11 protein-coding genes are annotated in these 12596 nt (G+C 72.2%); 6 read left to right on the top strand and 5 right to left on the bottom strand.

Translation table 11 applies throughout. The features are described 5' to 3' along the window. The first annotated feature begins 6 nt into the window (after window positions 1-6). The 3 genes from aroA (at window position 7) to IF17_RS0129020 (ending at window position 4013) form a co-directional block, all read left to right on the top strand. The gene (gene aroA, locus IF17_RS0129030; RefSeq protein ID WP_051884155.1) at window positions 7-1308 is read left to right on the top strand and encodes a 3-phosphoshikimate 1-carboxyvinyltransferase; all 1302 of its coding nucleotides are present in this window, start codon (window positions 7-9) and stop codon (window positions 1306-1308) included. A gap of 46 nt (window positions 1309-1354) precedes the next feature. Next, complete coding sequence (locus IF17_RS0129025; RefSeq protein ID WP_030572047.1) at window positions 1355-2542, top strand: 3-hydroxybenzoate 6-monooxygenase; 1188 nt, start codon at window positions 1355-1357, stop codon at window positions 2540-2542. 235 nt (window positions 2543-2777) lie between these two features. Continuing rightward, a complete protein-coding gene (locus IF17_RS0129020; protein WP_030572045.1) occupies window positions 2778-4013 on the top strand; it encodes an IS701 family transposase in 1236 nt (411 codons plus the stop codon). Here IF17_RS0129020 and IF17_RS0129015 read toward each other — a convergent pair. Continuing rightward, window positions 3974-5944 carry a helix-turn-helix domain-containing protein gene (locus tag IF17_RS0129015; RefSeq protein WP_030572043.1) on the bottom strand — a complete coding sequence of 657 codons (1971 nt, stop codon included), beginning with the start codon at window positions 5942-5944 and terminating at the stop codon, window positions 3974-3976. The two genes, IF17_RS0129020 and IF17_RS0129015, sit on opposite strands and share 40 nt — an antisense overlap. 253 nt (window positions 5945-6197) lie before the next feature. Further along, window positions 6198-7001, bottom strand: a complete 804-nt coding sequence (locus IF17_RS0129010) for an AfsR/SARP family transcriptional regulator (protein WP_051884154.1) — start codon at window positions 6999-7001, stop codon at window positions 6198-6200. Between the two features lie 145 nt (window positions 7002-7146). Here IF17_RS0129010 and IF17_RS0129005 point away from each other — a divergent pair, with 145 nt between their 5' ends. Next, window positions 7147-7773: a TetR/AcrR family transcriptional regulator gene (locus IF17_RS0129005; RefSeq protein WP_051884153.1), complete on the top strand. Its 627-nt coding sequence runs from the start codon at window positions 7147-7149 to the stop codon at window positions 7771-7773. A 70-nt stretch (window positions 7774-7843) separates the two neighbouring features. On the opposite strand, the gene IF17_RS0129000 is transcribed toward IF17_RS0129005, so the two are convergent. Together IF17_RS0129000 and IF17_RS0128995 are read right to left on the bottom strand one after the other, a co-directional pair. Further along, entirely contained in the window at window positions 7844-8578 is a 735-nt protein-coding gene (locus tag IF17_RS0129000) for an SDR family NAD(P)-dependent oxidoreductase (protein ID WP_030572038.1), read from the bottom strand. 168 nt (window positions 8579-8746) lie between these two features. Continuing rightward, window positions 8747-9343: a ScbR family autoregulator-binding transcription factor gene (locus tag IF17_RS0128995; RefSeq protein ID WP_032772786.1), complete on the bottom strand. Its 597-nt coding sequence runs from the start codon at window positions 9341-9343 to the stop codon at window positions 8747-8749. A 152-nt stretch (window positions 9344-9495) separates the two neighbouring features. Here IF17_RS0128995 and IF17_RS0128990 point away from each other — a divergent pair, with 152 nt between their 5' ends. Continuing rightward, window positions 9496-10437: a ScbA/BarX family gamma-butyrolactone biosynthesis protein gene (locus tag IF17_RS0128990; RefSeq protein ID WP_237667228.1), complete on the top strand. Its 942-nt coding sequence runs from the start codon at window positions 9496-9498 to the stop codon at window positions 10435-10437. Window positions 10438-10556: 119 nt separating this feature from the next. On the opposite strand, the gene IF17_RS0128985 is transcribed toward IF17_RS0128990, so the two are convergent. After that, the gene (locus tag IF17_RS0128985; protein ID WP_030572028.1) at window positions 10557-11558 is read right to left on the bottom strand and encodes an aldo/keto reductase; all 1002 of its coding nucleotides are present in this window, start codon (window positions 11556-11558) and stop codon (window positions 10557-10559) included. A gap of 110 nt (window positions 11559-11668) precedes the next feature. On the opposite strand from IF17_RS0128985, the gene IF17_RS0128980 reads away from it, so the two are divergent. After that, on the top strand, window positions 11669-12580 hold the full coding sequence (locus tag IF17_RS0128980; RefSeq protein ID WP_030572025.1) for a LysR family transcriptional regulator: 912 nt from the start codon (window positions 11669-11671) through the stop codon (window positions 12578-12580). Window positions 12581-12596: the final 16 nt, after the last annotated feature.

The following is a 12596-nucleotide window of genomic DNA, read 5'->3' as shown; positions in this document are numbered from 1 at the left end:
ACAGAGATGACCACTGCCATCAGCCGACCGCGTACCGAACCGGTCGAGGCCCGCGTGCCGGGCTCCAAATCGCTCACCAACCGGGCTCTGCTGCTGGCGGCAGCGGCCGGTACGCCCAGTACGCTCACCGCCCCGCTGGTGAGCGACGACACCGTCGCCTTCCGCCTCGCGCTGGCCGGACTCGGCGTACGTGTCGACGTGTCGGCGGACGACGCGGCCTGGACCGTGACGGGTCCGGAGCGCGGCCCGGCCGGCTCGGAGCGGGTCTGGTGTGCCGACGCGGGTACGGCGGCACGTTTCCTGCCGCCGTACGCCGCGACGGGGCACGGTGAGTTCCTCTTCGAGGGGAGCGACCAGCTCACCGCACGGCCCGTCGCTCCCCTTGCCGACGCCCTGCGCCGGCTGGGAGCGGAGGTGGAGACCGGAGCGGGCGGGCGACTGCCCCTGCGGGTCCGCTCGCGCGGCCTGGACGGCGGTGTGCTCGATGTCGACGGGACCCTGAGCAGCCAGTTCCTCACCGGCCTGCTGATGGCGGGGCCACTGATGCGCGGGCCCTTGGTGGTCACCGTCCGGGATCTGGTCAGCCGCCCCTACATCGATATGACGCTGGCTCTGATGCGGCATTTCGGGGCGCGCGTCACCGAGGACGCCACGGGTGTCTTCACCGTGCGTCCGGGCGGCTACCGGGGAGCGGACCTGCGCATCGAGCCAGACGCCTCCACCGCCTCGTACTTCTTCGCGGCCGCGGCGGTCACCGGCCGGAGCGTGACCGTTCCCGGCCTCGGCAGCGGCAGCCTCCAGGGCGATCTGCGCTTCGCACGGGTGCTGGGGCGGCTCGGGGCCCGGGTGGAGACCACCGAGGACGCGACCACGGTCACGGGCACCGGCAGCCTGTCCGGCGGCTTCGGCGTGGACATGGGCGAGATCTCGGACACCTTCATGACCCTGGCGGCGATCGCACCGCTCGCCGACGGCCCCATCAGTATCCGGGGCATCGGGCACGCCCGGCTGAAGGAGTCGGACCGGATCGCCGCGGTCGCGGGAAACCTGCGGGCGCTCGGCATCCGCACCGAGGTGGGCCGCGACTGGATCACCGTCCACCCCGGAGCCCCGGCGCCCGCCCGTATCGCCTGCCACCGGGACCACCGCATCGCCATGGCGTTCTCCGTCCTGGGCCTGCGGAGCGAGGGCATCACCCTCGACGACCCCGGCTGCGTCGCCAAGACCTTCCCCGGCTTCCACCAGGAATTGCACCGGCTCTTCCCGCAGCACGGCCCGGCAGCGACCGCGGGCCCGGCCGCCGGATGAGCGGGCGTCACCACCCGTACGAGAAGAGAGAGGACAGATGAGCGACATGGCTCAGATAGTGGTCGCCGGTGGCGGCATCGGAGGGCTCGCCACGGCTCTGTCACTGGCCGGGCGAGGACACCGGGTGACGGTGCTGGAGCGCAGTGACACCTTCGCCGAGATCGGCGCGGGCATCCAGCTCGGCCCGAACGCCTTCCACGCCCTGGGCCGGCTGGGCGTGGCCGACGGCGTACGCGACCGTGCGGTCTTCATCGACGAGCTGCGGTTCATGGACGGCACGACGGACCGGAAGATCGCCGCCATGTCGCTCACCGACGCCTACCGCGAGCGGTTCGGCAACCCGTACGCGGTGGTGCACCGGGGCGATCTGTACCAGCCGCTGCTGGCCGGCTGCCAGGCGCTGGAGAACGTCGAGCTGGTCGCCGGCGCCTCGGTCGCCCGGTACGAGCAGGACGCCTCGGCCGTCACCGTGCACACCACCGACGGACGGACCTTCACGGGTGCGGCACTGATCGGCGCCGACGGCATCCGCTCCACGGTGCGCGCGCAGATGCTCGGCGACGGCGAACCGCGCGTCTCGGGCCACACCATCTACCGCTCGGTCATCCCGATCGAGCGGGTGCCCGAGGAGCTCCGCTGGAACACCGTGACCCTGTGGGCCGGCCCCAAGTGGCACTTCGTGCACTACATCATCGGTGACGGCAAGTACCTCAACCTCGCCGTCACCCGGGACGACGGTGCCCGCGAGGCCGTGGCGGGCCGCCCCGCCGAACGCGACCATGTGCTGGGCCGGTTCCCCGGCCTCGGCAGCACGGCCCGCCGCCTTCTGGAGCTCGGCGAGGGCTGGCGCGAGTGGGTGCTGTGCGACCGCGATCCGGTCGACGACTGGACCGACGGCCGGGTCGCGCTGACGGGCGATGCCGCCCACCCGATGCTCCAGTACGCGGCCCAGGGGGCGTGCCAGGCCCTTGAGGACGCCGTGGTGCTGGGCGATCTGCTCGGCGACGGAGACGGTGACGACATCGTGCAACGCCTGGAGAAGTTCAACGCCGAACGCCGCGAGCGGACCGGCCGGGCCCAGCTGGTCGCCCGGGAGATGGGCACGCAGCTCTACCACCCGGCGGGCGACGCCGCCGCCGCGCGCAACACCATGCTCTCCTCGCTCTCCCAGGACGAGCTGTACGACAAGGTGTCCTGGCTGCACGGGGAGCAGGAATTCGTCCGGTCACGCTGAGGCCGGCCGGACCCGGGGTCACGTCACCGTCCGGGCCCGGCCGCCAGGTGCTCCGGCCACCTGTGGGACGGGCCGCCCGGACGGCCGGCCGGACGGCACCGCGACGCGGCCGGGACGGTGCTCGCAGGCGCATCCACACGTCCCGACGGGTGGCCTGTGCACCTCCTGCGGAGCCCGGTCGGACAGCGATGGTGTGCGGGTAGCCAGATAGCTGCCCGACCATGGCTGGAGCGTTGTGAACACGTCTGTCATCAAGGAACGAGACACCTTTGTCACGGCCCCGTTCGGTGAGCGGGCCCACCTGCCGTCCGGTGCCGCGCTGTCCGACGATGTCGTACGGGAACTGTGTGAGTCGCTGTTCTCGGCCTTCCACCGCAAGGACCAACGGCTCAGAGCCGAGCAGTACCTACGGGGGCTGCTCACCGCGCAGGGCCGTAAGTCGATCCGCAACATCGCCGCGCAGGTGGGTGGCCAGGCCGCGGAGCAGAGCCTGCACCACTTCATCTCCAGTTCCACCTGGGACTGGCGGCCGATGCGGCGGGCACTCGCCTCCTACCTCGAGCGGACCGCCTCCCCCCAGGCCCTGGTGGTGCGCTCGATGGACATACCGAAGGCGGGCGAGCACTCGGTGGGGGTGGACCGGCTGTTCGCCCCGGAGCTGGGCCATATGTTCCGTGGACAGCAGGCGTTCGGCGTGTGGTTCGCCTCCGAGGAGGTCAGCGCCCCGGTCGACTGGCGGCTGCTGCTGCCGCACCAGTGGGCCAGCGACCCCGCGCGTCGTGACCGCGCGGAAGTGCCGGAGGCCGCACCGGCCGAGAGTGCGGAGGAGTGCGCCGTCGCCGTCGCGCTGGACAGCGCGCGGTACGGGGCCGGCCCGCGCCGGCCCGTCCTGCTCGACCTGCGGCGCGGCAATCCGCAGGAGGCGATGGGCCGTCTCTTCGCGGCGGGGGCGCCCGTCCTGGCGCGCGTGAGCGCCTCCGCCCGGGTGAGCGTGGCCAACCGGGCGCTGCCCGGCTACGGGGCCGGTCCCCTGCCGGCCCAGCGGATCGTCGAGATGGTCACGGGGATGCGCCGGCCGGTCCGCTGGCTGGACACCGCCGGGCAGTGGGCCGGGCGGACCTCGCTCGCCACGGCAGTCCCGGTCTCGTTCCCCGTCCGCGCGGGTGTCCGTCCACGGCCCATGCTGCTGGTCGGGGAGTGGCAGGACCCGGCCCGTCCGCCCGCCCAGTTGTGGCTCACCGACATGACGCACCTGTCCACCGCCCAACTGCTGCGCACCACCAAGCTGACCCGCCGGGTCGATCAGGATTTCGCCCGGATCGGTGTTCCGGCGGGGCTGCGCGATTTCGTCGGCAGGTCCTTCCGGGGGTGGCACCGCCACATCACCCTCGCCTCCGCGGCCCATGCGGCGGTGGCGCTGACGGCCGGGGACTACCCGGTGGACCGCGCGGCCGGCCCCGCGTCCGCCTGACCGGCCTCGGTGTTCGGCTGCTGCTGGAGTACGTTCCGGGCCCGCAGCACCCGCAGGGCGAGCTGGACTTCGAGGGTGCGGTCCGGCTGCGCCCACTCGGGGCCGAGGAGTTCGGAGATCCGCTCCAGCCGGCGCGAGACGGTGTTGGGGTGCACATGCAGGGCCTCGGCCGCGTTGGTCGGGCTGCTGCCCGCCGCGAAGAACGCCTCCAGGGTGGCGATGAGGTCCGTCTGGCGGTCCTGGTCATGGCCGAGGACCGGGCCGATGGCCGACTCGATGAAGCTGTCCACGTCGTGGTCGTCGGAGAGGAGCAGGCCGAGGAAGCCCAGGTCCCGCACGGAGGCCACACTGCCCGCGCCGTTCAGAGCGGTCAGCACGTCCAGGCAGCGCACGGCCTCCTGGTGCATCCGGCGGATCTCCGCCGGACCTCGGCCGGGGCCCGCGGCGCCGACCGACACGGGGTGGCCGAGCAGCGGGGAGAGTTCGTCGGCGACCGCCCGGGCCGCGGCGGAGGCGTCGTCGCCGGGCAGGAGCAGCAGGATGCAGCCGTCGTGCGCGGTCTTGAGACCGGACATCCGGTGGACGTAGGAGGAAGCCCAGACCAGGGCGCGGCCGTGCTCCCCGCCCTCCGGGCGCCCGACCACCAGGACATGGGGCGCGTCGAGGTCGAGGCCGATCCGGTGGGCGCGCTTCGCCAGGTGCCGCAGACGGTGCGCGGAGCGGCTGGACGTGGCGAGCAGGTCGTCGAAGAGTTCGTCGCGTACGGGCCCTTCGGCCAGTGCCGTGCTGTGCTGGAGGAGGAGCTGGATCGCGAAGGCCTGCGCCGTGAGGTGCAGCAGGCGTTCGTCCTCCCCGACCAGTGCCGTGGCGGGGCGCAGGATGAGGAAGCCCAGGTCCTCCGCGCCGGCGATGACCGGGGCGACCCAGATGTTGCCGGAGGCGGCCACCGCGGTGCGCCGGGTATGGGCGTCCAGAGCGGTCCTGGCCACGGCTTCCTCGTCGAGGTCCGGTATCTCCCCGCCGCCGGCCAGGAGGCGGCCGGCGGGATCGCGCAGCTGGAGGGTGCCGTCCAGCGCGTCCCCGGCCGCCTTGGCCACGGTGGTGAGGTCGGCTCCGGCGAGCAGCAGGCTCATGGTGCGGCTGTGGGCCTCGTTGAGCTGCTGGAGTCTGACCAGGCTGGTGCGGGTGCGCAGACCGTCCAGTTCGAGTTCGTCGACCTCGCCCCGGGCCTGTTCGAGCCGCTCGGCCCGTTCGATGGCCACGGCGGCGAGCATGGCCAGCGAGCAGACCAGCCCGATCTCGTCGGGGCTGAAGTGGCGTACCGCGCGGGTGGCGCCGTACAGCACACCGACGGGGCTGTTCCCGTTCAGCAGCGGGACGGCCATGAGGGCGTGCAGCCCCTCGGCGCGCACGACATCGGTCTCCTCGCAGGCCTCGATGCCTTCGCCGCCGGGATAGTCGGCCGTCCACACGGGGGCGCCGGTGGTCAGGGCCCGGTGGCCGAGACCGCGACCGGGGCCGATGCGGAACTCGTTCGCGAGGGCGGTGGTCGACCCTTCCGACGTACGGGCGTACAGCGTGCCGTCCGCGTCCGTCAGCGCGACGCAGGTCATGTCGAAGTTGAGGAGCCGCTTGACCCTCCGGGTGATGACCCGCAGCAGCGAGTCGAGTTCGTAGGGGAAGGTCAGATCCCGGGCGGTGTCGACCAGGTCGGCGAGGCCGTCCTCGCGCTGGCGGCGCCGGCCCTGTAAGGCGTGGACGCCGCGGGCCAGCGAGACGGCGCGTTCGAGGCGGGCGATGTCGTCCGGCGCTTGGCCGGCCCGGCGCGCGCTCTGCAGAAGCTCCTCGAACCGGCTGGGGGGAGCCTCCTGGGCGAGGAGTTCCAGGACGGTGAGCAGATCCGCTCCGCCGGTCCGCGTATTCGTCGTCACGTGCCGATCCCCCCGGTGGCCCCAGTCCCCTTACCTGGCCGAAACTAGTTCGCCGATGAACTGCCAGTCAATCGGTTACCGGCGGTGATGGCGTCGGGTGGTGGCCGGGCCACCACGGCGGGAGGCCGAAAGGTGGCTGGAGGCGGTACCCGGCCGCGGTGGGTGTGTGGTGGGGGTGAGGGGCATGCCCCAGCGACAGGACGTCCGGACGCCGAGGCGTCCGGACGTCCTGACATGTGCCGGGCCGAAGTCGTCAGACGGGGCTGGCGCTCAGCCCGAACGACTGCGGCATACGGACGGGTGCCGCCGCCGGGCGGGGCACACGCGGCTGCGGCGTGCCCCGGCGCAGCCGCTTGTAGGCCTGGAGCACGCGGAAGGGGTCGCCCGTGCGGCGCAGTTCCGCCATGAGCCCTTCGTACAGCGGCTGACGGGCGCGGAACCGGGACAGGAGCAGTGACAGGTCGGCGTGCAGGGTGAGGTGCCGGCCGAGCTGCATCTCGGTGGCGATCCACTGGTCGAGGGCGCGCTGCCAGGACTGTTCGAGCTGCTCGGCGTGGGCGCGCAGGTGCGGTCCGTGCAGGACACCGGCGTACGGCTCGGCGGTCCACAGGCCCAGCGCGTCGCGCAGCCGGCCGGCCGCGGTCTCGAAGTCCTCGGTCTCCATGGCCCGGTAGCCGGCGCCCGCCGCCCGGGCGAACGTCCAGGCGTCGCTCGTACCGCCGCCGCTGTCGAGGCGGTAGCCGCCCGACCGGGAGGCCAGCACGGTGTCGGCGCTGCGCGGTTCGCGGTGGGTGGAGCCGTGGGGCGCCTCCAGCGCGGCGCGGGAGAGGGCGGCGGAGATGAGGTCCCGCAGCCGGCGGATGTGGCGTTCCACGATGTCGGTGGCGTGCTGGGGCGGGTCGACGGGCCAGAGCTCCTCGACGAGGACGACCGTCGGGACCGTGTGGTCGACCTGGGCCGCCAGCAGCGCGAGGACCTGCCGGACCTGCGCCTCCATCGGTGTGATCGGTATGCCTCCCTCTTCCACGGACAGGATCCCCAGCACCTTGATGTCCATTACGCCCCCTGTGAATGACTGTCAGGGCGTACGGCAGTGCACGCCGTTCCCCACGGCGCTGGTGCACTCCCCTGGCCCCCCACTACAGTTAATAATAGTGGTTTTTTTGTTTTTTGGTGAGGCTCAACTGCCGCAAAGGGGAACTGTGAAACAGGCAAGGAGCGCGCGGACGCGCCAGGCTCTGATCGAGGCGGCGGCCGGGGAGTTCGACCGTCACGGGTACGCGGGGTCCTCGCTCGCCCAGATCAGCAAGGCGGCCGGCATCTCCATGGGCGCGCTGACGTTCCACTTCTCGTCGAAGGAGGAGCTGGCGGCGACCGTCAGGAGCCGGGGGCACTACGCCACCACCGCGGTGGTGCACGAGGTGTCCGCCACCGAGGCCGCCCCCGCGCAAGCCGTGGTGCAGCTGACTCTGGCGCTGGCCAGGCTGTTGCAGGACGAGGCGGTGGTACGGGCTGCCGCACGTCTGACGCAGGAGCGGCCGGGGGCCGCCGCGGACTGGGACAGCGCGTGGGCTCCGACGATCAGCGACTGGCTGCACGGGCCGGGCGCGGAGGGCTCCGACCCCGCGGCGTTCTCGACCCTCGCCACCCTGCTGGTGCTGGGCACGGAGGCGGACATGCGGCGGCACGCGGCCGCTCCCGAGGCCGGACACAGCCCGGTCCGACAGCTCTCGCGGGTATGGGAGTTGTCCCTGTCCGGCGCGGCCGCGCCGGACGGCGCGGGGACCGGTGACGGTGTGCCGTGCCGGTCCGCGGGCGGGCACGGCTGAGCGCGGCAAGCCGCCGGCACGTGTTGTGCCGCCGTCGCGTGACGGCGGCACAACACGTCTTCCGTGAGGCTCAGATGGCGCTGCAGCCTCCGTCGACGGCCATGGCGCTGCCGGTGATGAAGGAGGCGCGGGCACTGAGGAGGAAGGCGGCCGCCTGGGCGACTTCGGCGGGGTCGGCCAGCCGGTGCTGGATGGCGCGCGCCGCGGCCGCCTGCTCCAGCTGGGGCACCTCCCGCATCGCCGTCTCCATCAGCTCGGTGCGCGTGCTCCCCACCATGAGGGCGTTCACCCTGATGCCGCGCTCCCCGTACTCCGCCGCCGCGGCCCGGGTCAGGCCCAGGACGGCGTGCTTGGCCGCGACGTAGGGAGCGATCGCACCGGTGGCGAACAGGCCAGCGATGCTCGACGTGTTCACGATCGCACCGCCGTCCTCCTGCCCCAGCATCACCGGTATCTGGTGCTTGAGGCAGTTCCACACACCGCGGACGTTCGTCTCCATGACGCGGTCGAAGACCGCGTCATCCGTCTCGTGCAGCGAGGTGCCGATCGAGCCCCATCCGGCGTTGTTGAAGGCCCCGTCGAGCCGGCCGAAGGCGTCCACCGCGTCGGCGACGGCCCGCTCGACGTCACCGCCCGCCGTGACGTCACCGGCCGCCACCAGCGCCCGGCCGCCACCGGCCTCGATCTCCTCGGCGAGTGCCAGCAGCTTGTCCTTGCGGCGCGCCATCAGCACCACCGCCGCACCCTCGGCGGCGAAAAGCCGGGCGGCTGCCGCACCTATGCCGCTCGAAGCCCCCGTGACCATGACAGTCCTGCCGTGGAGCAGGTCCCGCGTATCCCCCATTGACGCCCCCTCGTTCTCCATCAACCCCCCGATCACGTAGTTGATCAGGACATACGTGGGACACCGTAGCCGTGCCGTATGACGGGCCGGCCGGTCACCACCGGCTGCGGACCGTACCGGCGTACGGCGTCAGCGGCCTCTCCCCCGGTCCTCGCCGAACTCCAGCTTCTTCGCGGCGCTCGGCACGGCGATGCCGGGGAGCAGAACCTGCCACATCTCCTCGACGCGGTGCGGAAGGTCCGCGCGTCCCGACTCCATGTGGGCGTGCATCTGCGCGCCCGTACAGGTACTGACGATGAGACGGGCGATCGCCTGGATGTCGGCTCCGGCCCGCAGTTCACGCCTGCGCTCGGCGACCTGGAAGTCCCTGAGCAGTATCTGCGTCCACTGCTGGTGGGAGTTCTCCTCCGGCGGGACGAACTGGTCCTGGTCCATCACCAGCCGCGCTCCGGCGATCAGCACCGGGTCGTCCAGCAGCTGGTAGGCCCAGGTCAGGGTCACATCGACGGCGTGCTGCAAACCCTGCGAGGGCTGCGGCGGAACGACGAGCTTCGGCTGCTCGGCGACGATCAGCCGGGCCAGCTCCTCCTTGGACTTGAAGTGGAAGTACACGGCGCCCAGGGTCAGTCCGGCCCGGTCGGCGATCTTCGTGACGCTGGCTCCGGCGAACCCGCACTCTCCGAAAACCTCCGCACCCGCGCGAATGAGGGCTGCACGGGTACGCACCGCTCTGTCCTGCTTCACGGTCCGCGTCACTTATGCCCGCTCCCTCAAAGTCGGCCTCGACAAGAAAAAAAGTATTCTCTACTTTATAGCTCTCAGGTGATGCGGCCGCACCTCCTGCAGTCACCACGAAGTTCCGGGGGAGAGAACTCGTCATGGCACTCTGCACAGTCACCGAGAGACACAGCACGACCGGCGCACCGACCGGGGGGTTCGACCAGGGGTTGGCGCGCAAGACGGTCTCCACGGAGGCTCTCGTCACCTCGTGGCGGAGAAGCTCCGACACTACTCAGACGGTCACCGTACAGTGGCCCCAGCAGCACAGTTTCTACACAGTATCTACGCGCTACAGCCCCCTGTTGGTCATCGAGAGCCTGCGCCAGGCGCTGGCCGTGCTGACCCACACGGTGCACGACATCCCGCTCAGCCACCGGCTGGGCTGGGAGCACATACGCTCCACCGTCGACCCCGAGGCCCTCTGGGCCGGTCCGACGTCCCCGTCCGTGGAACTCACCATCACCCACACGAAGGTGAAGCGGCGCCCCGGCGGCTCCGTCCATCTGGCCTCCCAGGTCGAGGCCACCCGCGACGGCGTCGCCCTGGGAGAGGCCGAGCTGCACTACACCACGCATCCGCCCGCCATCTACAACCGTCTGCGAGGGCGCTACGCGGACGCCCGACAGGCCTTCGCCCAGGCGCTCCCCCTCACACCGCCGGTGCCGCCCGCCCATGTGGGGCGCAGCAGTGTGCGGGATGTGGTGCTGTCCCCGACGAGCACCGCCCATCAATGGCAGCTGCGGGTCGACACCACGCACACCGTGCTGTTCGACCACCCGCACGACCACGTCCCCGGCATGGTGCTGCTGGAGGCGGCCGACCAGATCGCACGCGCCGAGGCCCAGCCGCAGGCCGCGATCCCGGTGGCCTTCGACACCACCTTCCACCGCTACGTCGAGTTCGACCGGCCCTGCGTCCTCACGGCCGAGCCCGTCGAGCCCGACGCCCAGGGCCGTTCCCGCGTCCTGGTCAGCGCTTTCCAGGCCGACCAGGTCGTCTTCCGGACCACCGTGACCACCGAGCCCAGCGCCACGCGCTAGACACACGACGGCACCACCCGAGCAGCCGCTTGCCCGCCGGCGATCCCGGCGGGCAAGCGGCTGTCGCCATGCACGCGACGCGCGTGATGCGCGCGTGCCGTGGCCTCGGCCCGAGGACGTCAGCCCGTCCCGGCCTCGGCCAGCAGCTCCTCGATCCGGGCCAGCTCCTCCTCGGTGAACTCCAGGTTCCGCACGGCCTCCACGCTGTTCTCCAGCTGGGTGACGCTGCTCGCGCCGACCACGGCCGAGGTGAGGCGGCCGCCGCGCAGCACCCATGCCAGGGCCAGCTGGGCGAGGGACTGCCCGCGCTCCTTCGCCACGGCGTCCAGGGCCCGCAGCCGCTCCACCAGCTGGGGCGTCAGGGCGTCGGACGTCAGGAACGGGCTGTCGCCCGCCGCCCGGGAACCGGCCGGGATGCCGTTCAGGTAGCGGTCGGTGAGGATGCCCTGCTCCAGCGGGGAGTAGGCGATGGAGCCTACGCCCAGCTCGTCCAGCGCGGTGAGCAGCCCGTCCTCGGGGCGGCGGTCCAGCATCGAGTAGCGGGGCTGGTGGATGAGCAGGGGCGTGCCGAGGTCCTTGAGGATCGCGGCCGCCCGGCGGGTCTCCTCGGCGGAGTAGTTGGAGAGGCCGACGTAGAGGGCCTTGCCCTGGCGTACGGCGGTGTCGAGCGCACCCATCGTCTCTTCCAGCGGGGTGTCGGGGTCGGGGCGGTGGGAGTAGAAGATGTCGACGTACTCGACGCCCAGGCGCTTGAGGCTCTGGTCCAGCGAGGAGCGCAGGTACTTCCGCGAGCCCCACTCCCCGTACGGGCCGTCCCACATGTGGTAGCCGGCCTTGGTGGAGATGACGAGCTCGTCGCGCAGCTTCGCGAAGTCACCGGCGAGCGCGCGGCCCAGGGTGAGTTCGGCGGAGCCGGGCGGCGGGCCGTAGTTGTTGGCCAGGTCGAAGTGGGTGATGCCGAGGTCGAAGGCGCGGCGCAGGATGCGGCCCTGCTCGTCGGGGGTACGGTCCCCGCCGAAGTTGTGCCAGAGCCCGAGGGAGAGCGCGGGCAGCAGCAGGCCGCTGCGGCCGGTGCGCCGGTAGGGCATGGCGGAGTAGCGGTCGGCGGACGGCAGGTACATACGAGGGCTCCGCGGGGAGAGGGCCGGGGGACGGACCTCAGGGTTCCGCAGATCGATCCAGCAGTCCAACAGGAGATTCCGCTCGGATTTATCACCTAGAGTCCTCAATCATGGAACTGCGTCAGCTGGAGCACTTCGTAGCCGTCGCCGAGGAGCAGCACTTCACCCGCGCCGCCGAGCGCCTCGCCGTCTCCCAGTCCGGGCTCTCCGCCTCCGTACGGGCCCTGGAGCAGGAGCTGCGCACCCCGCTGTTCTCCCGCACCACGCGGACGGTCCGGCTCACCGAGGCGGGGCGGGCGCTGCTGGTGGAGGCGGAGCGCACGCTGGCGGGGGCGCGGGCGGCGCGGGACGCGGTCGATGCCGTACGGGGCTTGCTGCGCGGGACTCTGACCCTGGGCGTCGAACAGTGCGTGGCGGGGGTGAGCCCGGCCCGGCTGCTGGCCGCGTTCCACCGGGAGCACCCGCAGATGGAGCTGCGGCTGCGCCAGGAGGGGACGAGCAGTCTGCTGGACGGGGTGGCCGGGGGGCGCCTGGACCTGGCGTTCGCCGCCACGGTCAGCCCGGCGGAGTGGCGCGGGGAGCTGATGCCGCTGGCCCGGGAGGAGATGGTGGTGCTGTGCGCGGCGGGCCACCGGTTCGCGGGCCGGGCCCGGGTGGAGTGGGAGGAGCTGCCGGGTGAGTCGTTCATCGACTTCCACCCGGACTGGGGGCCGCGGCGTGCGGCGGACGAGGCGTTCGCGGCGGCGGGGGTCCGGCGGACGGTGGGCCTGGAGGTGAACGACGTGCACAGCCTGCTGGAGCTGGTGCAGGAGGGGCTGGGGATCGCGGTGGTGCCGCACCACTTCTCCCGTAAGCCGGAGGCGGCCCGGCTGACCGCGGTGGAGGTGGCGCCGGCGGGTGGGCGGCAGGCGGTGTACGAGAGCGTGGTGGTGCTTCCGGCGGCGCGGAGCCTGAGCCCGGGGGCGCGGGCGCTGATGCGGCTGGTGCGGGAGGACGCGGTACGGGAGGCGGGGGTGGGCTGAGCCGGTCAGGAGCCCG

This window comes from Streptomyces cyaneofuscatus (assembly GCF_000718135.1).
In the GTDB taxonomy this organism is placed as follows: domain Bacteria; phylum Actinomycetota; class Actinomycetes; order Streptomycetales; family Streptomycetaceae; genus Streptomyces; species Streptomyces cyaneofuscatus.
This window is presented reverse-complemented; position numbering and strand designations above follow the sequence as displayed.